We start from the raw sequence: 23,688 nt of genomic DNA on the forward strand, positions 1-23,688 counted from the left end.
CTTTTTGTGGTAGATTCTTTCAAAGAACTCAGAGATAAAGTTACTTGGCCTAAATATAAAGAACTGCAAAACAGTTCTACTTTAGTATTAATAGCTTCTGTAATTTTTGCATTGGTAATTTTTATGATTGATAAAGTTTTTGAAAATGCGATGAATTTGTATTACAGCGCATTTTAAACAACTTAAACTAACAAAAAAATTTCGATGAGTCAATTAAAGTGGTATGTGGTAAGGGCAATAGCCAGTAAAGAGAAAAAAGCGAAAACATACTTAGAAAATGAAATAGCCAAGCGTGAATTTCATGAACATGTTCCGCAAGTACTCATCCCTTCCGAAAAAGTATATGAGATGCGTAATGGTAAAAAACGATTACGTGAAAAAAGCTTTTTCCCTGGATATATAATGGTACAGGCTAACCTTGAAAAAGATAATCCCACAACAGGAGAATTGATTCACATGATTACTAGCATTCCTGGTATTATAGGATTCTTAGGAGCTACTGGAAGTACCTCTAAAGATCCCGTGGCATTACGACAGTCAGAAGTAAACCGAATATTAGGTAAAGTAGATGAAAGTGCTGAAGATGATGTGAAGTTGGAAACTACCTTTATTGTTGGAGAAACTGTAAAAGTAATAGACGGGCCATTCAATGGTTTTACTGGGACTGTTGAAGAAGTGTTTGAAGAACGCCAAAAAATAAATGTGATGGTAAAGATTTTTGGCAGAAATACACCAGTTGAATTGAACTATTCGCAGGTTGAAAAACAAGAGTAACGTTTTTAAGCCTGCTTATTTTATATACAATAAGGGATATAATACCTCCATAGTTGAGCAAAAACGCTCAACTTAATTTTTTGAAGTGTTATGGCAAAAGAAGTTGAAGGTTATCTAAAACTACAAGTTTCTGGTGGCGATGCAAAGCCTGCACCTCCTATCGGACCCGCTCTTGGTAGTAAGGGTTTGAATATTATGGAGTTTTGTAAGCAATTTAATGCACGTACTCAGGACAAAAAGGGAATGATTTTGCCTGTTGTGGTGACTTATTACAAAGACAAGTCTTTTGACTTTGTGATTAAAACACCTCCAACTCCTATATTACTAAAAGAAACTGCCAAAGTTAAGTCTGGTTCTGGTGAGCCTAACCGTAAAAAAGTAGCGCAAGTTACTTGGGATCAGGTTCGTGAAATCGCCAAAACTAAGATGCCTGACCTAAACTGTTTTACAGAAGAGTCAGCCATGATGATGGTAGCTGGTACAGCACGTAGTATGGGAATTACAGTGACAGGAGAAAAACCCTTCTAAAGAGAATTTTTGTATAATGAATGGTAGAATGAAATAAAACTCATTTGCTTGCCCATTCAAGATCCATTTAAAATGGCAAAATTAACAAAAAAGAAGAAAGAGGCTCTCTCAAAGTTTGACAAGAGTCGTGAGTATCCACTAAATGAGGCTGTAAGTGTTATCAAAGATATCACTTTCACCAAATTTGACGCTTCCGTGGATGTTGACGTGCGTTTGGGAGTTGACCCTCGAAAAGCTGACCAGATGGTTAGAGGAACGGTTACGCTTCCTCACGGTCTTGGTAAAGACGTTAGAGTATTGGTTTTATGTTCTCCAGACAAGGAGCAAGAGGCCAAAGATGCTGGTGCTGATCACGTAGGGTTAGATGAATACATCAAGAAGATTGAAGGTGGATGGACTGACATTGATGTAGTAATTACTATGCCTACTGTAATGGCTAAAGTGGGACGTTTAGGTAGAGTATTAGGACCTCGTGGACTAATGCCAAACCCTAAATCAGGTACTGTGACACTTGATGTTGCAAATGCTGTAAAAGAGGTAAAAGCTGGTAAGGTTGACTTCAAAGTAGACAAAACTGGTATTATTCATACTTCAGTTGGTAAAGCATCTTTTACTGCTGAGAAGTTAAATGATAACGCTCGTGAGTTAATCAATACTTTGGTTAAGTTAAGACCTGCTTCTGCTAAGGGTACCTATATCAAAAGTATTTACTTGTCAAGTACAATGAGTCCGTCGGTTATGGTAGATAAAAATACCTTTGAAAATTAACTGAGGAGATCACTATTAAATTTTTAGGAAAATGACAAGGGAAGAAAAAGCAGTAGTGATTAAAGAATTACAAGAAAAGTTTTCTAATGCACCTGGTTTTTATATCACTGATGCGGCTGGAATGAATGTGGAAAGCATTAATAATTTCCGTCGTATGTGTTTTGAAAAAGGTATAGAATATCGTGTAGCGAAAAATTCTTTGATCCAAAAAGCACTCGAGCAACAAGAATCTGATTATACTACTTTGTTTGATTCAGAAGCACTTAAAGGATTTTCAGGTATCATGTTCGCTGGTGAAGCGATGAGTGACCCTGCTAAGGTGCTTAAAAAGTTTCAAAAAGAGGGTAACGAAAAACCTGCATTGAAAGGTGCATCTATCGATTCAGCTATCTATATCGGAGCTGAGCACTTAGAGCCTCTTTCTAAGATCAAGTCTCGCGAAGAGATGATCGCCGAACTTGTTGGACTTTTACAGTCTCCAGGTCGCAACTTGGTATCTGCTTTACAAGGCAGTGGCAGCAAATTGGCAGGCGTGCTTAAGGCTTTGTCTGATAAACAAGAAGCATAATCAATAGCTTATAATTTTGTAATAACATTCAATTTAGACTTTTTTAAAATTTTAATACAATGGCAGACTTGAAGGAGTTCGCAGAACAGTTAGTAAACTTATCTTTGAAAGAGGTAAACGAATTAGTAACTATTCTTAAAGATGATCACGGTATCGAACCTGCAGCAGCAGCTGTAGCTGTAGCTGGTCCTGCTGGCGGTGGTGAAGCTGGTGGTGGTGAAGAAGAGAAAACTGCATTTGATGTTGTTTTGAAATCTGCTGGTGGCGCTAAACTTAAAGTAGTAAAAGCAGTAAAAGAACTAACTGGCTTAGGATTGAAAGATGCTAAGGCATTGGTAGACGAAGCTCCAAAACCTTTGAAAGAAGGTGTGGATAAAGCTGAAGCTGATGCATTAAAAGCTCAGTTAGAAGAATTAGGTGCTGAAGTAGAGATCAAGTAATTTATTTGAACTTTCAATTGAGTTGGTTATATTTAGCCAATTCAATATTTGAGATAAAATTCCAGACCTGGCGTATAAAATACGTTCAGGTCTTTTCCTCATGTATATGAGGCTATTTTTTAACGGCTTGGCTTTTGAAGAATATTATTGATTCACGACAATAATAAATACCCTATACTCTTAGGACACAGGTTACCCATGCAAAATCCCAACAACAACGAAAGACATAGTTTTGCTACCGTAGAAAAAGTAGTGAAATACCCTGATTTTCTTGATGTTCAAATACAATCTTTTCAAGACTTTTTTCAACTGGAAACCCCCGCTGAATTTCGTCAACAAGAAGGGTTGTACAAGGTATTCTCTGAGAATTTTCCCATATCTGATTCACGGGAAAATTTCTTGCTTGAGTTTATCGACTATTCTATTGATCCCCCAAAATATTCGGTGGATGAATGTATAGATCGAGGGCTGACTTATTCAGTGCCCTTAAAAGCTAAACTCAGGTTATCTTGTAGTGATGAAGATAATGAGGACTTTGAAACCATTGAACAGGAAGTATTTTTAGGGAATATCCCTTACATGACCACTAAAGGGTCATTTATTATAAATGGCGCAGAAAGGGTGATTGTGTCTCAATTGCACCGTTCCCCTGGTGTATTCTTTGCTCAAAGCAAGCACACGAACGGGACCAAACTATATTCTGCTCGTATTATCCCTTTTAAAGGTTCTTGGATAGAATTTACGACTGATGTAAACAACGTAATGTATGCTTACATTGATCGTAAAAAGAAATTCCCGGTAACAACACTTTTACGTGTCATTGGTTTTGGTTCAGATAAGCAAATTTTGGACTTATTTAATCTTTCAGAGGAGATTGAGGCAGAAGACAAAGTGTTGAGAGATAAAGCCATTGGTCGCAAGCTTGCTGCTCGTATTTTGAAAACGTGGACTGAGGATTTTGTTGATGAAGATACAGGTGAAGTAGTTTCTATTGAACGAAATGAAATCCTTTTAGAACGTGACTCGATCCTTGAAGCAGAAGACATAGATACTATTGTTGACTCTGGAGTGAAGTCTATTATTGTTCACCGTGATGATGTCAATGTTACCGATTACTCAATTATATATAACACGCTTCAAAAAGATAACTCAAACTCTGAGAAAGAAGCATTAGAACAAATATACCGTCAGTTGCGTAATACCGAGGCTCCTGATGAACAAACAGCCCGTGAGATCATCCAAAGCTTATTCTTTAGTGATAAGCGTTATGACTTAGGAGAGGTTGGCCGTTATCGTATTAATAAAAAATTAGAATTGGCAATAGACAGTGATACACGCGTATTAACACGTGAAGATATTGTTTCTATTGTAAAACGTTTGATCAAGTTAATCAACGCGAAGGCAGTTGTAGATGATATTGATCACTTGAGTAATCGTCGTGTAAGAACTGTAGGAGAACAACTATATACACAATTTGGTGTAGGCTTGGCTCGTATGGCTCGTACTATCAAAGAAAGAATGAATGTTCGTGACAACGAAGATTTCAAACCTGTAGATTTGATTAACGCAAGAACACTTTCTTCTGTAATCAATTCTTTCTTTGGTACCAACCAACTTTCTCAGTTTATGGATCAAACCAATCCATTAGCTGAAATTACTCATAAACGCAGAATGTCTGCATTAGGACCAGGAGGACTATCTCGTGAACGTGCGGGATTTGAAGTACGTGATGTTCACTATACTCACTATGGTCGTTTGTGTACCATTGAAACTCCGGAAGGTCCAAACATTGGTTTGATATCTTCTTTGTGTGTTCATGCAAAAGTGAACAGCATGGGCTTTATTGAAACTCCTTATCGTAAGGTAGCAGAAGGCAAAGTAACCAATGACATTTCTTATTTGACTGCTGAGGAAGAAGATACTCACCATATTGCACAAGCAAATGTACCTATCTCTGAAAGTGGTGAATTCCTTAGAGATAAAGTAAAAGCACGACTTGAAGGTGATTTCCCGGTAGTAGACCCTGCGGTGTTATCCTATATGGATGTTGCTCCAAACCAGATTGTATCAGTGGCGGCATCATTGATTCCCTTCCTTGAACATGATGATGCAAACCGCGCATTGATGGGTTCTAACATGCAACGTCAAGCTGTTCCATTGCTTCGTCCACAGGCACCTATTGTTGGAACTGGCCTGGAAGAGCAAGTAGCAGTAGATTCTCGTGCACTAGTAGTGGCGGAGTATGATGGAGTCATCGATTATGTAGATGCTAAAAAAATCATAGTTCGTTATGATTTTAACGAAGAGCAACAACTTACATCATTCCAAGATGATATTGTTTCTTATAACTTAATTAAGTTTAGAAGAACAAACCAAGACACTTGCGTAAATCTTAGCCCTATTGTTTATAAGGGGCAAAAAGTGAAAAAAGGTCAAGCGTTGTGCGAAGGATATGCCACCAATGATGGCGAATTAGCACTTGGAGCTAACATGAAAGTAGCCTTTATGCCTTGGCAAGGGTATAACTTTGAGGATGCGATCGTGATTTCTGAAAGAGTAGTAAGAGACGACGTATTTACTTCTATTCATATCGAAGAGAAGGAGTTAGAAGTAAGAGACACTAAGCGTGGACAAGAAGAACTTACCGCAGAAATACCAAACGTGAGCGAAGATGCTATCAAGTATCTGGATGAAAATGGTATTGTGATGGTGGGTACTAAAATCCGCGAAGGAGATATATTGATTGGTAAAATCACTCCCAAAGGAGAGTCTGATCCTACGCCAGAAGAAAAATTATTAAGAGCAATCTTTGGAGATAAAGCAGGGGATGTGAAAGATGCTTCGTTGAAAGCACCTCCATCTTTGCGTGGAGTAGTGATTGATACCAAGTTGTTTTCACGCCCTAAGAAAGATAAAGACTTAAGAGCAAAGGCAAAAGAAGAAGTAAAGTCTTTGATTACTCAATACCGAAAAGATTTACAAGCAATACAAGAGATTGTAGTTGAGAAATTGGTCACTTTACTTGAGGGTAAAACTTCTAAGGGGATTAAGCATAAGTTTGGCAATATTGTAATGTCAAAAGGGGTTAAGTTTAACCAAACCAACATTCATGAAAACTTATTCCCAAAAGAGAATGTCTATCGTGACGAAAGCACTTATAACGTGCCAGAAGAAGCTAACTTTGTTGCAGATTTGATTTTAGACAATGCAACCGAGGATGAAAAAACAAACAGGTTGTTAGTTGGGTTGGTGAAAAACTACAATAAAAAACGCAACGAAATCTCTGGTAAGTTTAAGCGCGAACGATTTGCACTTGAAGTAGGTGATGAGTTGCCAGCTGGTATTGTAAAACTTGCCAAAGTTTACATTGCTAAAAAGCGTAAACTGAAAGTAGGGGATAAAATGGCGGGACGTCACGGAAACAAAGGAGTAGTGGCGAAAATTGTACGTGCTGAAGATATGCCTTTCTTGGAAGATGGAACTCCTGTGGACATTGTTTTGAATCCATTGGGTGTACCTTCTCGTATGAACCTGGGGCAAATCTATGAAACTGTACTAGGTTGGGCAGGGTTAAAACTAGGTAAGAAATATGCAACTCCTATTTTTGATGGCGCCACTGAAGATCAAGTAACAACAGAGCTTGATAAAGCTGGATTGCCTGAGTTTGGCCGTACTTATCTGTATGATGGATTGACCGGGGAACGTTTTGACCAACCAACTACTGTTGGAATTATTTATATGTTGAAACTTGGTCACTTAGTTGATGATAAAATGCACGCACGTTCTATTGGTCCTTACTCATTGATTACTCAACAGCCGTTGGGTGGTAAAGCCCAGTTTGGTGGACAGCGTTTTGGAGAAATGGAAGTGTGGGCTCTTGAGGCATTTGGTGCTGCCAACGTTCTTCAGGAAATTTTGACTGTAAAGTCAGATGATGTAATTGGTAGAGCCAAGGCTTATGAATCAATTGTGAAAGGGGAAAATATTCCTAACCCTAACATCCCTGAGTCTTTTAATGTACTAGTACATGAATTGAGAGGTTTAGCGCTCGAAATTACTCTGCAGTAGATACAGTGTTAAAAAAAAGTTAAAGTTTAGGTTGTTTTAACCTTTATAACTACATTTAGTTATAGAGGTTAATTCTCTTGTAGTTAAAGAGTTATCATAAAACTTAACTTTGGTTAAAAATTTCAATTTTAACTTATAGGATAATTATCTTTCATTATATAATAACCCACTTAATTTTAAATTATCAGGATGGCATTTAGAAAAAATAAAAAGCTGACCAACGATTTTAGGAAAGTCACAATAAGCTTAGCTTCCCCTGAGTCTATTTTGGATTCTTCTTATGGTGAAGTGACGCAACCAGAGACCATCAACTACCGCACATACAAGCCAGAAATGGGGGGCTTGTTCTGTGAACGCATTTTTGGTCCTGTGAAGGACTGGGAGTGTCATTGTGGGAAATATAAAAGGATACGTTATAAAGGCATTATCTGTGATAGATGTGGAGTTGAAGTAACTGAGAAAAAGGTTCGCCGTGAACGTATGGGACATATCGAGTTAGTTGTACCTGTGGTACATATTTGGTATTTCCGATCTCTTCCCAATAAAATTGGCTACCTGCTAGGGTTGCCGACCAAAAAACTGGATCAAATCATTTATTATGAAAGATATGTAGTGATTCAGTCGGGTATTATGGAAGATGAAGGTATCAATTACCTTGATTTCCTTACCGAAGATGAATATTTAGATATAGTAGATAAATTACCAAGAGAAAACCAACAATTAGACAATGGCGATCCTAATAAGTTTATAGCTAGGATGGGAGCAGAGGCACTAGAAATGCTTTTAGCACGTCTTGACTTAGATAAGCTATCGTTTGATTTGCGGGATTCTGCTTCAAAAGATAAATCTCAACAACGAAAAGCAGAGGCATTGAAACGTCTACGCGTGGTAGAGGCTTTCCGTGATGCTCAAAATCGTATTGAGAATAAACCAGAGTGGATGATTATCAGAATGGTTCCTGTAATTCCTCCTGAATTACGACCATTGGTTCCTTTAGATGGGGGACGTTTTGCCACCTCTGACTTGAATGATTTATATCGTCGTGTGATTATTAGAAATAATCGTCTTAAACGACTAATAGAAATTAAAGCTCCTGAAGTAATTCTTCGTAATGAGAAACGTATGCTTCAGGAAGCAGTAGATTCATTATTTGACAACTCACGTAAAGTCAACGCTGTAAGGGCTGATGGTAACCGTGCTTTAAAATCCCTTTCAGACATGTTGAAAGGTAAACAAGGTCGTTTCCGTCAAAACTTATTGGGTAAAAGGGTTGATTATTCTGGTCGTTCTGTAATTGTGGTAGGTCCCGAGCTCAAACTCCATGAGTGTGGGTTACCAAAAAGCATGGCGGCAGAACTTTTCAAACCATTTATTATCCGTAAGCTAATTGAGCGTGGGATTGTTAAGACAGTAAAATCTGCTAAGAAAATTGTAGACCGAAAAGACCCTGTAGTTTGGGATATTTTGGAAAATGTACTTAAAGGACACCCAGTACTGCTTAACCGAGCTCCAACGCTTCACCGATTGGGTATTCAGGCATTCCAACCTAAATTAATTGAAGGTAAGGCTATTCAGTTACACCCTCTGGCTTGTACAGCATTTAACGCTGACTTTGATGGTGACCAGATGGCGGTACACGTGCCATTGGGTCATGCAGCTATTTTAGAGGCTTCTGTGCTGATGCTTTCTGCTCACAATATACTAAACCCAGCGAATGGTAAGCCAATTACAGTACCATCACAAGACATGGTATTAGGGCTTTATTACCTTACTAAAGGACGTAAAACTACCAAGGAAGTACCTATTAAAGGGGAAGGCAAACGTTTTTATGATGCTGAGGAGGTAATCATTGCATTGAATGAAAAGCAATTATCTAAAAATGCATACATTCATGTAAATGTGCAAGTAAGAGATGAGGAGAGTGGAGAGTTAGAGACTAAGATGATTGAAACCGTTGCTGGACGAGTACTCTTTAACGAGTTTGTTCCAGAGGAGGTAGGTTACGTAAACGAGTTACTAACAAAGAAAAAGCTTCAGAAAATTATTTCTCATGTATATAAGATTTCTGGTGGCGCCCGTACTGCACACTTCTTAGATGATATTAAGCACCTTGGTTTCCAAACTGCTTATAAAGGTGGACTTTCTATCGGTTTAGGTGATGTAGTAGTTCCTGCTGAGAAGGATTCATTGATTGCCAAGGCAAAAGAAGATATAGAAGAGGTATCAACCAACTATATGCTTGGTTTGATTACTGATAATGAGAGATATAATAAAGTAATTGATATTTGGACTCGTATCAACTCTAGAATTACCGAGATTTTAATGGGTAAATTAGAGGCTGATCAGCAAGGGTTCAACTCAATTTATATGATGATGCACTCTGGCGCTCGTGGTTCTCGTGAGCAGATTCGCCAATTAGGTGGTATGAGGGGATTGATGGCAAAACCACAAAAGAACTTACAAGGTTCTGTGGGTGAAATCATTGAAAACCCCATTATCTCTAACTTTAAAGAAGGTTTAGATGTAATTGAGTACTTTATCTCTACTCACGGTGCTCGTAAAGGTTTGGCCGATACTGCACTTAAAACGGCTGATGCGGGTTATTTGACAAGACGTTTGGTAGATGTGGCACAGGATGCGATCATTACCGAGGAAGATTGTGGTACCTTACGTGGTATTCAAACCTCTGAATTGAAAGATGATGAGACTACTGTTGAATATTTGTCAGAGAGAATTCTAGGGCGTGTATCAGTACATGATATTACTGATCCATTGACTGATGAGTTGATAGTTGCTTCAGGGGACGAAATTACTGAAGCAATTGCTACAAGAATTGAAAATACCAGTATTGAAGAGGTTGAGATTCGTTCTGTATTGACTTGTGAAACCCGTTATGGAGTTTGTGCAAAATGTTATGGAAGAAACCTTGCTTCCAATAAAATGGTTCAACGAGGTGAATCAGTAGGGGTTATTGCAGCCCAATCTATTGGTGAGCCCGGTACACAACTTACACTTCGTACTTTTCACTTAGGGGGTACTGCTTCCAACATTGCTGTTGATACTACATTGACAGCTAAGTTTAGTGGTCTCATTGAGTTTGAAGGCATTAGAACGGTAAAGACTACTGTGACTACTCCTGATGGAGATGAGGTGAAAGTAGATGTAGTAATGGGACGTTCTGGTGAGGTAAAAATTGTACAGAAGGGCACAAATAAAGTATTACTTACCAACCATATTCCTTATGGCGCTTTCTTAAAAGTAAAAGATGGAGTAGAGGTTGCATCTGGTGATGAGATTTGTAGTTGGGATCCATACAATGCAGTAATTTTGTCAGAAGTTACTGGAGAGATTGAGTTTGAATCTATAGAGGAAGGAATTACTTTTAAAGAAGAAGCTGATGAGCAAACAAGTTTCCGTGAAAAAGTAATTATTGACACAAAGGATAAAACTAAAAACCCGGCAATTGTTGTAAATGCTGGTGATAAGACCAAGAGTTATAACATTCCGGTAGGTGCCCGTTTGGCGGTGAATAAAGGCGATGCTATTAAAGCTGGCCAAGTGTTGGCAAAAGTACCAAGAGCTATTGGTAAAACCAGGGATATTACTGGTGGTTTGCCTCGAGTAACAGAGCTATTTGAGGCGCGTAACCCATCAAACCCTGCAGTAGTAAGTGCTATTGATGGTATTGTATCTTATGGTACAATCAAGCGTGGTAATCGTGAAATTTTTGTAGAATCTAAAGATGGGGTTCGTAAAAAATATATGGTGCCATTGTCTAAGCACATCTTGGTACAAGACGGTGACTTTGTAAGAGCTGGACAACCTTTGTCTGATGGAGCGATTACTCCTGCTGATATTCTTTCTATTAAAGGACCCACAGCAGTACAAGAGTATTTAGTAAATGAGATTCAGGAAGTTTACCGTTTACAAGGGGTAAAAATCAATGACAAGCACATTGAAATCATCGTACGTCAGATGATGCAGAAGGTTCAAATCATTGATGCTGGAGATACTAGTTTCTTGCCTAACCAAGTAGTAGACAAGTTTGAGTTTAGAGAAGAAAACGATAACATTCTGAACAAGAAGGTAGTCGTAGAGGCAGGCGAGTCTGCTAAATTCAAAGCAGGTCAGATTGTAACAGCTCGTGCTTTACGTGATGAGAATTCTAGTTTGAAACGTCGTGATATGAAAGTAGTAAAAGTGAGAGACGCGGAGCCAGCAGTTTCTAAACCAACGCTACAAGGTATCACACAAGCCTCATTAGGTACTAAGAGTTTCATTTCAGCGGCATCGTTCCAGGAAACTACCAAAGTATTGAGTGAAGCAGCAATTACAGGTAAAACTGATGATTTGATTGGTTTGAAAGAAAACGTAATTGTAGGTCACTTGATTCCAGCAGGTACTGGTATCCGTTATTATGATGATTTAATTGTGATGTCTCAGGAAGAACATGATGCTTTGGTTGAGCCTAGATTGGCAGCAAACCGAGAGAAAAACAGACAGTTACAGAACTAATTATAAATATTAATATGCGGCAGGTACTATACCTGCCGTTTTTCATGAAAGATTTATGGCACAGTACGATCCTAAGGAAGAAAACCAAATTAATATTGAACTCTCTGAGGAAATAGCAGAAGGCACTTATGTAAACCTTGCTATGATTGCACACTCTAATAGCGAGTTTGTCGTGGATTTTATCAGAGTGATGCCAGGGCTACCTAAAGCAAAAGTGAAGTCAAGGATTGTATTAACTCCCGAACATGCCAAGAGGCTACTTGATGCATTGAAAGATAATATTCAAAAATACGAAGCAAGTTTTGGGAATATTGTTTCTTCTGGAGATGACTTTCAATTTCCAATGAATTTTGGAGGTACAATGGGAGAAGCCTAACTTTAGTGAAGCATATTATTATAGAGCCAAGTAAGTGATAAAAACTTACTTGGCTTTTTTATTGGCTTTTAGGCATTTAATATGTTGGAAAAGGAGGTAAAAATATTGCTGATAATGCCAGTTCTTAATGAAATAACTTATATATTTGGATTGTACGTTACATTGCATAACTATAAATATTTTACCAAATGGCAACATATCATTTTAATCTTGATGGGTCACTTGTTAGTGCAGATCCTTCTGGTAATGCAGCAGTTGTAGGAGGACAATCCTTTCCCTTAACAGGTAGCCAGCTTACTATGTATGCAGCAACTATATATGCAGAAGCTTCTTTTATGGGATTGGTTCAACAAATTAACCCTAATGATCCAGAAGGTGAAATGCAAAGAGAAACTTTTGCAATTGCTTATTCTATGTTTAACTACGCTTCTGCTAAAAAGCAAAAGGATGCTACCTATACATTTGACAAAATGTTGGTGGATAAAAGCTATACCCATGCAATTGGTAGCCCGGTATACAATGAGTATTTTAGTGCTGGTGGAGACTCTATACGAAAAAAATATGCTACACAGGCTATTATCAAGATGTTTACCCGCAACACAGCAGATATGCTACATGTGATACAAACCTTAGACAGTGGACCGTTTTGGGATGGTGCTGATATTTACCAAAGGTTTAGAGATCACTATAGAGCAAAACAAGGGTTTAAATTATCTGACCCATCACACGGAAGCCTTTATCAGAATGTAACAGTAGTACAAGGTACACAAGTGATAGAAACAGTAGAGGGCAATAACAAGTGGATTCAGGGACCGTATACCTTTATGTCCACAATGACTGCTGGAGGAACCATATTCTGGAAGTTTATGCCTGGGTCTGGTGCAAGTGTGTAAAAGTGATGTGCTCAAATTGTCAGAAGTAAATAATAGGCTTTGCACTCAAAATATTTAGCTTGATTTTTCTTAAAGTATACAGTTTATATAACAGATGTAAGGTACTCCGCTTGACGGAGTATTTTGCGTTATAAGGGATAGGATTGTAACCTTTGATATCCAGGCGGCCCTGTTTACGATATGATCAACAGTATGGGTATACTCTAGTTTGAGCCTTTTACTTATAATTAAATTTTTTTCTGTTATATTTGACTTCATCAGCATCTTACCAAAAGAGTAAAACCCAAACTAAATTTGCTGTGTTTCTCACTTCACAAACATTAAAAAGGTTTTTGAGGTGTTCCCCTAATATTGATAAGATAACAAGGTATTGATAATATATATAGATAGATTATGAAGAAGATAGCACTTCATTGGCAAATACTAATTGCTTTAGCTTTAGGTGTTGTTGTTGGTTTGCAGTTAACACCCACCTATGAGGTTACTAAAGAGTCAGTAAGCAAACTGCAAAGTGTACAAGTTTTTGATAAAGCTTCTAAGAAAAAGCAACATATAGAAACTGACATTATTGAGAACCTTAAAAAACTAGAGGGGAAAGATTATCACAATGATAAAGCTTTTGAAGAAGCCTTGAAAAGTGCTATAGGTGATGAAAATGTAAAAAAGTATAGAAAAACCATCTTAAAAGAAACAGAGTTTCAACCAGTTACTTATGTAAGCTGGATGGGTGATATTTTTCTAAGAGCCTTAAAAATGGTGATTGTGCCTCTGATTTTGAGCTCCATCATTACTGGTATAACCAATATTGGGAGCGGAGAAAACTTAGGGCGTTTAGGGGGTAAAACATTGCTATACTATTTATCTACCAGTGTATTAGCCATTACTACAGGGTTATTTTTTGTAAACCTTATTCGCCCAGGAGTGGGAGCCCCTACTAGTTCGGCAGGAGCCGTAGAAGGTCTTGACGATGCCAGAGGATCTTTTGGTGATACTTTGATTAACATGATTCCTACCAATGTATTTGAGTCATTGAGTACAGGTAAAATGCTCTCTATTATCTTCTTTGCGATTATGTTTGGGTATTTTATTACCCAAATACAACAAAATTATAAGGATCTGCTCAATGATTTTTTTAATGCAGTGTTTGAAGTGATGATGAAAATCACGATGTTCATTATCAAGTTTACTCCACTAGGGGTTTTAGGGTTAGTTGCCAATACCATTGCCGAGCAAGCAGGTGACAGCCAGGCATTGGGGCAAATGGCAGGTAGTTTGGGCTGGTATATGCTCACGGTAATTTTGGGCTTAGGAACTCACTTCTTTATCATTTTGCCACTCATTGTAAAGTTTATAGGCAAGGCCAACCCTTTTGCTCACCTACGCAATATGACCAACCCATTACTTACAGCTTTTTCTACTTCTTCGTCAAGTGCCACCTTACCTTTGTCAATGGAGACAGTAGAGCATAAAAGCGGAGTCTCTAATAAAATCACAAGCTTTACGCTACCTTTGGGTGCTACCATTAATATGGATGGAACTGCATTGTATGAATGTGTAGCAGCTATGTTTATTGCCCAGGCGTATGGCATAGAATTAAGCATTATGCAACAAATAGTAGTAGTAATGACTGCTTTATTGGCTTCTATTGGTGCAGCGGGTATACCAATGGCAGGTTTGGTAATGATTTCGGTAATTTTGAGTGCAGTAGGTTTGCCACTTGAGGGTTTAGGGATGATTTTGGCAGTAGACCGAATACTAGATATGTTGCGTACTACTACCAATGTGTGGAGTGATAGCTGCGGGGCCGTAATTATTGGCAAAAGCGAGGGAGAAGAACTAAAAGTATAAATTAGCAAATACTGAGCAAGCCTTTGCTGGGCAACTTACTTGGCAAAGGCTGATTTTGTCGTTCTATCTTAGTTTTTTAACGTGATGTATTTAGAGGTGGTCGTGATTTTAGTATCTACTGCAATCTCTTGTGAGCCATTATTCATAGTCATATACATCGTGCCTGACATTACTTGTTTGATATAATAACGCTGGGTCCAACCAGTTTCTATGTCTATATCCATAGAACCTTCTTGGGTACCATTGAGATCATATTTTGCTGTTACAATACCTAAATCTACTATCGTATTAGGGGTGGGTCTTACCGTGGCTTTAATGTTAATCAGTCCTGTATTTTCTTCCACTTTATCCAAAGTCCATGTCATATTCACTTTACTTGGAAACGAGGCTGTTTTCTCGAATTTCTTTGACCAACTATCACCTACCGCAATTTTTTTGTTAGGGTAAATATTAAAGAATTGATCCATAGACTCCCTCAGTGCAGCCTCACCAAAAGCCTTTTTAAATGTTTTGTGAAGCCTCTCTCTAGTGGCTTTATTAGCTACCGCCTTTGCATTGAGCATTTTCTCAATTAGCTCGTCAGCACCAATTAATTCTCTTACTTGTCCTTGATTGTTGACTTGCATAGTTATCCTGCTATCAATCATAGCGCCCAATGCTCTAGATAAAGCCGTTTCTGTAGCAGTGGTATCCTCAGAGTTATACGTTGACTTTCCCTGTTTATAATGTATTTTTTTGTATACAACCACTATCTTATAAAATCCCTCTTCATCTATTTCTTTGATGTTATACTGGTAAGTAATGCTACTATTTTGTCTTTGTCCTTGAAACTCTTGTTCAATATACTGAGATATTTGTTGTTGGATAACATACGAAGTGTTAGGAGTAAGTTTGAGCGTGAGTTTGTGTTTTTTTTGGGCATATGTAAGAGAAGGGACTTGAACAATGAACAAGAGAAAAATAAAAAATTTGAAGTGTTTTTTCATCGTGTAGGGGTTTAAAAGTTCGTTGATTTGTAGCAGTTACAATGTATGTACGAAGAGGTTATTTTGTTGGTTTTGTGATAAAGGTAAGCCTAAAGAAAAAATAAAGGTTAATTGTGCGCTCATATTTGACGGTTTAGAATATACAAAAGTGTAGTTTTATAGCGATAGGGTTGTAGGATTGCCGGAAATGATAATTTTTTCATCAATTGTAAGTGCTTTTAACAATTTTATGCCATAGCTTTATTAACTTTGCACTTCGTGTAAATTTTTAAAAAGCTAAATTGCTTTGGTAATAATAACCCGGGGGGGTAAACTCAAAAAAAAATAATCGTCATGGCTGACCAAAAATTCAAGCTACATTTTGATGACAATACTACGCAAGAATTTGATGCTGAAGAGAAGATAATTCTTCAGAAAAAACGTACCGAAAAAGAAGAAATCACAGTAGATGAAGTACAAGTAAACCAAAAATTGGTTTTTTATACTATAGAGTCTTCACTACAGGATGAAATACTTCAAGAGGTGCAAGATGCTCCAATAGAAGTAGAAGTAGGCAAGTATGACTGGTTGGATATTTTCAAAAAGCTAAAAAGTTTTTATGTAACTGACCTGGCCGTATACCGTATGTCGAAAATCACTGCAAACCAGAATTCTTTTTTGAAATGGATTTCGGGTGAAACTGATAAGCTTCCATTGAAGAAAAAAGACTTTGGAATTGTTTTATTGATGGCTCGTGAAAAAGGCATCATCACAGATGATGTAGAAGAGAACCAAGTAACAAGCAGTGAAACCATAGCTGATGATTTACATTCAGAGCTTAATATGTTGGAATTGACCCGTAAGAAAGGGGCTATTTGTTCTACCATAAGCACTAGTTTGTTCAAAAAAATCAAAGAGCAACGTTCTTCTAAAGTAGTAGCATCTATCGAGATGGCATAATCCCCGTTTTTATGTATTGAAATATGCCTAAGTTTATTTGTATAAGCTTAGGCATATTCTTTTTTAAACCCTTTAATAAAAGAGTGATATGTCTGATTCAGATATAGCATTTTTGTTATCTGAGGATGTACAGCAGTACATTGACGCTAACCTCTATAAAACCCCAGCAGACTTAATTTTAGCTGCATCGCCTTACTCAAAACCTGAAATGACCCACATTGTTGGACAAATTCAAGCACGGCGTAAAATACAAGCCAAATTACCTACCTGGTTTGATACTCCCAATATTATTTATCCACCTTTGCTGTCTATTGAGCAATGTTCTTCTGAAATAGCTGCATTGCATAAAGCACAAATTTTATCTGGAAACACCCTGGTCGATCTTACAGGAGGGTTTGGGGTAGATAGTTATCATTTTGCCCAAACCTTTGATCAGGTATATTATGTAGAACAACACCAAGAACTGGCGAAACTTGTGCAGCATAACTTTGAAGCGTTTGGGGTAACAAACATACAAATCAAGGCACAATCTGCGGAAAGTTTTCTTAAAGAAGTAGATAAAGTAGATGCAGTTTATATTGATCCAGCGAGGCGTGATGATGCCAAAAATAAAGTGTTTAGGTTGGAAGAGTGTACCCCTAATTTGCTGGAGTTGTTGCCTGTGCTTTGGCAAAAGACTGATCAATTATTAATTAAACTTTCACCAATGTTGGATATTGACTTGGGTATAAGGCAGCTGGAGCAAGTAGCAAAGGTAGTAGTAGTGGCTATAAATAATGAATGTAAAGAACTACTATTTGTACTAAAAAACAATCACCAGACAATACCCCACATTGAAGCTTTGAACCTAAACGCCCATAAACCTGCTCAGTACTTTAGCTTTACCCGAAACGAAGAGAGGACCTCGCAAGTAGTATATGCTGAGCCTATGCAATACTTGTATGAGCCTAATGTGGCCATATTGAAAGCAGGAGCTTTTAAACAAATTGCCCAATGCTTTGGGTTGGCAAAGTTACACCCACATAGTCACTTGTATACATCAAACACTTGGTTAAAAGATTTCCCAGGGCGGAGTTTTAAAATAAAAGGAGTATGTAGGTATACTAAAAAAGAGGTTGCAAAGTACTGTCCAGCTAAAAAAGCCAATATTACTGCGCGAAACTTTCCCGACTCAGTGGCATTGGTGCGTAAGAAACTTCAGCTAAAAGATGGAGGGAATGATTATTTATTTGTAACTCAAACTCAAGCTCATAGAGCGTTGGTAATTGTTACTGAAAAAGCATGAGTGATTATAACGAAAATTTCGCCAAAAGCATGAAACTTTGAAAGTGTTCAGCGTATACAGAAGGTAGAAGAAGGAAAAAAATAATAATATGGCGCAAGTTATAAGAAACGTACACAATCATAATATTATAGATTTACTTGAAATCTATCACATATTTATAGACGAGTTGGAAGAGTCGGGAAAGTTTGACCTTAAATTTGATAAAATAGATCCGGTAAGACCCCAGGATATTGCTGATTTTGTAAAAGAATACGATGTATTTGTTCCAAAAGACGTTTGGACTTTTTGGGAAGAAGGATTGATGTCAGTATCTTTTGTTGGAGAGAAAAACAAGTTTGCGGCAGGTACCGATTTCTTGCCTTTTAAATATGTAGTAAGAGATACGGCTATGTTACGTGAAATGGCAGAAAACTATGACGATGAAGAAGACAAAGAAGAAATGGAATTGCGACGCTTACATCTATATGGTATTCCACTTACCTTTGAAGAGCCTTGCCTGATATTAGATGCCCAACCAGAGAGAAAAGAAAATGGGATTTACCGTATTTTGTACGATGGCTCACCCTTAAAAAACGTGATAGCTCCCGACTTTACTACTTTCTGGGAGCATTGGCTTGCTGCTGGGTGCTTTATTAAAGGTAACTTTGATATTTATTGGCAAATCGTGCACGAATATGTTACCTTACAAATTCCTCATAAGGATAATCTATGGTTGAAATATTGGGATCAGCAGTATAGAACAAATTACGCCCATTAATAATACCTATTTATCATAATAAGCATTGTGTAAGCAGCTGATTATATTAACAGTTTCTTTTTATTATTTTCTCCTTTGTTTCTGTACTTGTCGTATAAGACTTTTATCTTTACTCATCTAAAAGTTAGGATAGAATTTATAGACATAATTACGACATGAGAAACTATATTGCTTTGGTTTTAATAAGCTTAATGACAGTGGCTTGTGCCAAAAAACAAGCGAATAAAGATGATAAAACTTCAGACTCAACAATTACAGCTGATAAGAGCCCGCAAAAACAATCTAAACTGACCAATCGATTTACTGATGACACCTTGGTGAATATATACAATCACCAAACAGCCCGTGACTCTAAGGGAGTAATTCATTTTTTTTCTAATAGTAACCCTACTTATCGTGAAGCTGCTGCCATGGCTTTCGCGTCAATACAGGATACAACTGTTGTTGATACATTGGCAAGTTTGCTGGTAGACAAAGATGTAGAAGTACGCAAAGCAGCAGTGTATGCCTTGGGGCAAATTGGTAAAACCATGAAAGATCCAGCAAAGGCTCAGGAAAAGTTGTTGAGAGCGTGGATCAAAGAAGAAAACAAAGAAGTGAAAATCTTGATACTTGAGGCTATAGGCAAATCGGCCACTGCTAAGGGCATGGATTATTTGGCTTCTTTAGATATTAGAGATGAAGGTCTTTTATATGGCTTGGCACTTGGAGTATACCGAGCTGGACTCAAAGAAGTTTTTAAAGATGAACTGACCACCAAAATGGTAGACTTGATTAATCCCAGCCACCAAGAAAGGGTACGCGAGATGGCAGCTAATCATTTAGGACGTTTTGGTAGGTTGGCTGAGCTCAAAGATGTACAAGATAAGATTATTCAGGCCATGGCAAGCGACCAACACCCATTTGTGCGCATGAACTGTGCCCGTGCTTTATCCAAAATAAACACTCCTGAAGTAATAGCCAGTTTGACTAATAGCCTTAAAAACGATGAAAACTATTTGGTAAGGGTCAATGCGATCAGAGCCTATAGATTTGCTTATGATTCGGTTCGTAATGCCATACTAGATGCGATCAATGACGACAATGAGCATGTGGCCATCACAGCTTCTCAATATATGCTAAACAATGCTCCCGAATCAGATGCAGATACACTATGGAAGTTGGCAAAAAAGCTCAAAAGCTGGAAAACCAGGGCTAACTTGCTTACTGTAGTAAATAAATATGCTCAAGGCAATGAAGTGAATGATTACATTAAGTCATTGTACGAAAAATCAGACAATATGTATGAAAAAGGCAGTTTAATGCTTGCCTTGGCTGAAAAGGTAGAAAATTACCCTTGGCTTGCCAATCATTTGTACAACAGCAAAGAACTACTCATTCGTTCAGCAGCCATTACTGCCTTGAGCAAGGTGAGAAGCTTAAAAGCTTTTGACAAGGTAAGAGCAGATACAGTAAAAAAGGATTTTGGAAAAATATTCAAGTATGCCATAGAGAGTAAAGATGTTGGTTTGGTTGTATATGGTGCTCAGGCATTGCGTAATCCTAAGTATAATTACAAAGACTTTTATCGTGACAAGTCCTTTTTGCAGAAAGCGCTGGATTTGCTCAAATTACCCCTTGAGCTGGAAGGCTATCAAGAACTAAAGAAAACCATAGACGTTTTTGCGGGTAGAAAAGTAAAGCCTACTCCGGCAGGCAAGGCAAAAAAAGAAGTAAACTGGGCAATGATCAAAACTCTACCCCAATTACAAAAAGTGCAACTTAAAACCTCTAAAGGCGACATCATGTTTGAGTTATTTGTAAATGAATCACCGGTAAGTGTAGCTACTTTTGTGAGTTTGGTCAAAAAGAAATTTTATGACAATAAAGCTTTTCATAGAGTCATTGCCAATTTTGTGGCACAGGGCGGGGGACCTCATGGCGACGGTTTTGGTGGTTTAGATTACACCATTACTTCCGAGCTATCTTCTTTGCGTTACCGCGAAGGTTATATAGGGTTGGCTTCTGCCGGTAAAGATACCGAAAGTTGTCAATGGTTCATTACTCATTCACCCACCCCACATTTAGACGGCAACTATACCATTTTTGCTAAAATAGTGGAAGGAATGGACGTAGTACACAAACTACAAGTAGGTGATAAAATCCAGCGTGTTTCTTTATTAGAAAGCGTAAGTCAATAGTTTTAACAGACTTGTTTAATACTACTGTATAATACAAAAAATCCCTGAAGCAATCACTTCAGGGATTCTCATTCAAGCATTTACACAGTAACCTTGTCACCATTGAAGTCATCTATGTTTACATTTTCTATTGTTTCAAAAAGTATTTGATCATACTCGTTAAGGTGCATTGTCACTACAGACCCTTTACTTATTTTACCTGCCAAAATTTCTTTTGAAAGTTCATTCAAGATGCGTTTCTGCAATACTCTTTTCAAAGGCCTTGCCCCAAACTCAGGGTCAAATCCTATCTCTGCCAGCGTATCTAACACGTTTTCGGGGGCGTCAAGGTGAATGTCTTGTTCTTTGAGTAACCTTTGAATATGTGCAAATTGAATATTAGTAATGTTTCGCATATCTTGTTTGCTTAACGGACGGAACATTACCACCTCATCTATTCTATTCAGAAACTCTGGTCTTACACTTTGTTTAAGCAAGTCAAATACCTCCTCTCTGGTATTGGTCATAATCTCAAACTCGCTAAGTGTATTGCCCTCTTCATACAATTTGGCAAAGTTATCTTTTATAAGGTGCGAGCCTGCATTAGATGTCATAATAATGATGGTATTCTTAAAGTTTACCAACCGCCCCTTACTATCAGTCAACCGACCATCGTCTAGTACTTGCAACAAAGTATTGAAAACATCAGGGTGCGCTTTTTCTATTTCGTCGAGCAATACTACTGAGTAGGGTTTGCGCCTAACTGCTTCGGTTAATTGCCCACCTTCTTCATAACCTACATAACCAGGAGGCGCTCCTATCAAACGACTCACTGCATGGCGTTCCTGGTATTCCGACATATCTATGCGTACCATCGCATCTTCGTCGTTGAACAGAAAATTCGCCAGTGTTTTTGCCAACTCAGTTTTACCTACCCCAGTGGTTCCCAAAAATATAAAAGAACCAATAGGGCGGCGGGGGTCTTGTAAACCAGCCCTGCTTCGTCGTACTGCATCAGCCACTACCTTAATTGCCTGGTCTTGTCCTGCGACTCGTTTGGCAAGTTCAGCTTCCAGCTCTAATAATTTTTCACGCTCGCTTTTTAGCATTTTAGATACGGGCACACCAGTCCATTTAGCCACTACCTCGGCAATATCTTCATTTCCAACTTCTTCTTTTAGCAACGCATTGTCTTGAATATGCGAAAGTTCTGCTTGTTTCTCTGCCAACACTTTTTCTGTTTCCAGTATTTTGCCATAGCGTAGTTCTGCTACTTTAGCCAAGTTACCCTCTCGTTCGGCGGTTTCTGCAGCAATTTTCATTTGCTCTATATCTTCTTTAGCCTTTCTTATGCTTTGAATGACTCCTTTCTCGGTCTCCCACCTTGCTTTAAGACTATCTCTTTTTTGACTCAACTCAGCTATTTCTCTAGAAATCTCTTTTTCTCTTTTTTTATTTTTTTCGCGTCTTATTGCTTCTCTTTCTATCTCAAGTTGCATTACCTTGCGTTGTAGCTCATCTAGCTCTGCCGGCATTGAGTCAATCTCTATTCGCAGTTTAGCAGCAGCCTCATCCATCAGGTCAATAGCCTTGTCAGGTAAAAAACGATCAGAAATATAGCGATCAGACAACTCTACTGCCGCAATAATGGCGTCATCCTGAATGCGTACCCCGTGGTGTAGTTCATAGCGTTCTTTCAAGCCCCTTAGAATAGAAATGGCATCAGGTACATTAGGTTCATCTACCATCACTCCTTGAAAACGCCGCTCTAAGGCTTTGTCTTTTTCTATGTATTTTTGATACTCTTTGAGCGTAGTAGCTCCTACAGTATGCAATTCGCCCCGTGCCAAAGCAGGCTTTAATAAATTGGCGGCATCCATGGCACTTTCACCACCGCTTCCGGCACCCACCAAGGTATGTATCTCATCTATGAAAAGAATAATTTCACCATCAGAGTCTATCACTTCTTGAATCACAGCTTTGAGCCGCTCTTCAAACTCTCCCTTATATTTGGCACCAGCTACCAATAATCCCATATCAAGCGATACCAGCTGTTTTGACTGAAGGTTTTCTGGTACATCACCTTCTACTATTCTTTGGGCAAGTCCTTCAGCAATAGCAGTTTTTCCTACCCCTGGTTCACCTATCAGCATAGGGTTGTTTTTAGTACGGCGCGACAAAATTTGTAGTACACGACGTATTTCTTCATCCCGCCCAATTACAGGGTCAAGTTTTCCGGCTTTCGCCAATTCATTTAAATTTTTCGAGTATCTCTCCAGCGATTTATAAGTAGCTTCAGCGTTTTGATTCATAACCTTATTTCCTCCTCTTAGGTCATTGATGGTTTTTAGTAAGTCTTTTTCGTTCATACCTGCTTCTTTGAGCAGTTGGGCAGTATTATCTTTACCTGCCAGCAACCCTAGTAGTAAATGCTCAAGGCTGATGTATTCATCATCCAGCTTGGTTTTATATTTTTCTGCCTGTTGCAGGGCAGCCGCAGTATCATTGCCAAAATAAGCTTGTCCATTTACTTTGGGGTAGGTATGGAGCAAATCATCTATTTTGCTTTGTAAACTTTCCCTGTTAATACCTAACTGTGTGTGAATAAACGAAGTAAGGTTGTGGTCAGCCTCCATTACGGCTTTCAGCAAGTGCCCTGTTTCTATGGCTTGTTGTCCTGTTTGCTGGGCTATCTGTGCCGATTGTTGTATGGCTTCTTGTGCTTTAGTTGTATAATTTTTAAAGTTCATAGTTTTGTGTGAGTTATAGAAAATGATAAATAGT

Annotated in this window: 17 protein-coding genes; 15 read left to right on the forward strand and 2 right to left on the reverse strand. The window is 38.2% G+C overall.

Translation table 11 applies throughout. From position 1 onward, the window contains the following. From secE to M23134_RS16980, 11 genes are all read left to right on the forward strand, one after another. The coding region (gene secE, locus M23134_RS16930) for a preprotein translocase subunit SecE (protein WP_075164038.1) at positions 1–177 on the forward strand (177 nt) is incomplete at its 5' end. A 27-nt stretch (positions 178–204) separates the two neighbouring features. Beyond that, a complete protein-coding gene (nusG, locus tag M23134_RS16935; protein ID WP_002698241.1) occupies positions 205–774 on the forward strand; it encodes a transcription termination/antitermination protein NusG in 570 nt (189 codons plus the stop codon). 90 nt (positions 775–864) lie between these two features. After that, positions 865–1,302 (forward strand): 50S ribosomal protein L11, encoded by a 438-nt coding sequence (rplK, locus tag M23134_RS16940; protein WP_002698242.1) that lies wholly within the window; start codon positions 865–867, stop codon positions 1,300–1,302. 72 nt (positions 1,303–1,374) lie between these two features. Beyond that, positions 1,375–2,070, forward strand: coding sequence for a 50S ribosomal protein L1 (gene rplA, locus M23134_RS16945; RefSeq protein ID WP_002698243.1), 696 nt, complete (start codon positions 1,375–1,377; stop codon positions 2,068–2,070). A 31-nt stretch (positions 2,071–2,101) separates the two neighbouring features. Beyond that, positions 2,102–2,638 (forward strand): 50S ribosomal protein L10, encoded by a 537-nt coding sequence (gene rplJ / locus M23134_RS16950; RefSeq protein ID WP_002698244.1) that lies wholly within the window; start codon positions 2,102–2,104, stop codon positions 2,636–2,638. 59 nt (positions 2,639–2,697) lie between these two features. Further along, positions 2,698–3,078, forward strand: coding sequence for a 50S ribosomal protein L7/L12 (gene rplL, locus M23134_RS16955; protein WP_002698246.1), 381 nt, complete (start codon positions 2,698–2,700; stop codon positions 3,076–3,078). A 198-nt stretch (positions 3,079–3,276) separates the two neighbouring features. Further along, positions 3,277–7,146, forward strand: a complete 3,870-nt coding sequence (gene rpoB, locus M23134_RS16960; protein WP_002698248.1) for a DNA-directed RNA polymerase subunit beta — start codon at positions 3,277–3,279, stop codon at positions 7,144–7,146. Between the two features lie 189 nt (positions 7,147–7,335). Continuing rightward, positions 7,336–11,661 carry a DNA-directed RNA polymerase subunit beta' gene (gene rpoC, locus M23134_RS16965; protein WP_002698249.1) on the forward strand — a complete coding sequence of 1,442 codons (4,326 nt, stop codon included), beginning with the start codon at positions 7,336–7,338 and terminating at the stop codon, positions 11,659–11,661. Between the two features lie 55 nt (positions 11,662–11,716). Then, on the forward strand, positions 11,717–12,037 hold the full coding sequence (locus M23134_RS16970) for a DUF3467 domain-containing protein (protein ID WP_002698251.1): 321 nt from the start codon (positions 11,717–11,719) through the stop codon (positions 12,035–12,037). Positions 12,038–12,225: 188 nt separating this feature from the next. Beyond that, positions 12,226–12,930 (forward strand): hypothetical protein, encoded by a 705-nt coding sequence (locus M23134_RS16975; protein WP_157558522.1) that lies wholly within the window; start codon positions 12,226–12,228, stop codon positions 12,928–12,930. Between the two features lie 393 nt (positions 12,931–13,323). Then, on the forward strand, positions 13,324–14,778 hold the full coding sequence (locus tag M23134_RS16980) for a dicarboxylate/amino acid:cation symporter (protein ID WP_002698255.1): 1,455 nt from the start codon (positions 13,324–13,326) through the stop codon (positions 14,776–14,778). 68 nt (positions 14,779–14,846) lie between these two features. Here the strand turns inward: M23134_RS16980 and M23134_RS16985 are convergent, their stop codons facing one another. Next, positions 14,847–15,764, reverse strand: coding sequence for a DUF6263 family protein (locus tag M23134_RS16985; protein WP_002698258.1), 918 nt, complete (start codon positions 15,762–15,764; stop codon positions 14,847–14,849). 333 nt (positions 15,765–16,097) lie between these two features. Here M23134_RS16985 and M23134_RS16990 point away from each other — a divergent pair, with 333 nt between their 5' ends. From M23134_RS16990 to M23134_RS40540, 4 genes are all read left to right on the forward strand, one after another. Further along, the gene (locus tag M23134_RS16990; protein WP_002698260.1) at positions 16,098–16,703 is read left to right on the forward strand and encodes a hypothetical protein; all 606 of its coding nucleotides are present in this window, start codon (positions 16,098–16,100) and stop codon (positions 16,701–16,703) included. Between the two features lie 88 nt (positions 16,704–16,791). Further along, entirely contained in the window at positions 16,792–17,988 is a 1,197-nt protein-coding gene (locus M23134_RS16995; protein WP_002698262.1) for a THUMP-like domain-containing protein, read from the forward strand. A gap of 88 nt (positions 17,989–18,076) precedes the next feature. After that, complete coding sequence (locus tag M23134_RS17000; protein ID WP_002698264.1) at positions 18,077–18,745, forward strand: hypothetical protein; 669 nt, start codon at positions 18,077–18,079, stop codon at positions 18,743–18,745. Between the two features lie 155 nt (positions 18,746–18,900). Beyond that, entirely contained in the window at positions 18,901–20,925 is a 2,025-nt protein-coding gene (locus M23134_RS40540) for a peptidylprolyl isomerase (protein WP_002698266.1), read from the forward strand. 80 nt (positions 20,926–21,005) lie between these two features. Here M23134_RS40540 and clpB read toward each other — a convergent pair whose 3' ends face one another. Next, positions 21,006–23,654 carry an ATP-dependent chaperone ClpB gene (clpB, locus tag M23134_RS17010; RefSeq protein ID WP_002698267.1) on the reverse strand — a complete coding sequence of 883 codons (2,649 nt, stop codon included), beginning with the start codon at positions 23,652–23,654 and terminating at the stop codon, positions 21,006–21,008. Between the last annotated feature and the right edge of the window lie 34 nt (positions 23,655–23,688).

It is taken from the genome of Microscilla marina ATCC 23134 (assembly GCF_000169175.1).
Lineage (GTDB): Bacteria > Bacteroidota > Bacteroidia > Cytophagales > Microscillaceae > Microscilla > Microscilla marina.

Coding starts and splice junctions, on each gene's coding strand:
- nusG (WP_002698241.1), top strand. CDS start 205: ATGAGTCAATTAAAGTGGTATGTGGTAAGGGCAATAGCCAGTAAAGAG.
- rplK (WP_002698242.1), top strand. CDS start 865: ATGGCAAAAGAAGTTGAAGGTTATCTAAAACTACAAGTTTCTGGTGGC.
- rplA (WP_002698243.1), top strand. CDS start 1,375: ATGGCAAAATTAACAAAAAAGAAGAAAGAGGCTCTCTCAAAGTTTGAC.
- rplJ (WP_002698244.1), top strand. CDS start 2,102: ATGACAAGGGAAGAAAAAGCAGTAGTGATTAAAGAATTACAAGAAAAG.
- rplL (WP_002698246.1), top strand. CDS start 2,698: ATGGCAGACTTGAAGGAGTTCGCAGAACAGTTAGTAAACTTATCTTTG.
- rpoB (WP_002698248.1), top strand. CDS start 3,277: ATGCAAAATCCCAACAACAACGAAAGACATAGTTTTGCTACCGTAGAA.
- rpoC (WP_002698249.1), top strand. CDS start 7,336: ATGGCATTTAGAAAAAATAAAAAGCTGACCAACGATTTTAGGAAAGTC.
- M23134_RS16970 (WP_002698251.1), top strand. CDS start 11,717: ATGGCACAGTACGATCCTAAGGAAGAAAACCAAATTAATATTGAACTC.
- M23134_RS16975 (WP_157558522.1), top strand. CDS start 12,226: ATGGCAACATATCATTTTAATCTTGATGGGTCACTTGTTAGTGCAGAT.
- M23134_RS16980 (WP_002698255.1), top strand. CDS start 13,324: ATGAAGAAGATAGCACTTCATTGGCAAATACTAATTGCTTTAGCTTTA.
- M23134_RS16985 (WP_002698258.1), bottom strand. CDS start 15,764: ATGAAAAAACACTTCAAATTTTTTATTTTTCTCTTGTTCATTGTTCAA.
- M23134_RS16990 (WP_002698260.1), top strand. CDS start 16,098: ATGGCTGACCAAAAATTCAAGCTACATTTTGATGACAATACTACGCAA.
- M23134_RS16995 (WP_002698262.1), top strand. CDS start 16,792: ATGTCTGATTCAGATATAGCATTTTTGTTATCTGAGGATGTACAGCAG.
- M23134_RS17000 (WP_002698264.1), top strand. CDS start 18,077: ATGGCGCAAGTTATAAGAAACGTACACAATCATAATATTATAGATTTA.
- M23134_RS40540 (WP_002698266.1), top strand. CDS start 18,901: ATGAGAAACTATATTGCTTTGGTTTTAATAAGCTTAATGACAGTGGCT.
- clpB (WP_002698267.1), bottom strand. CDS start 23,654: ATGAACTTTAAAAATTATACAACTAAAGCACAAGAAGCCATACAACAA.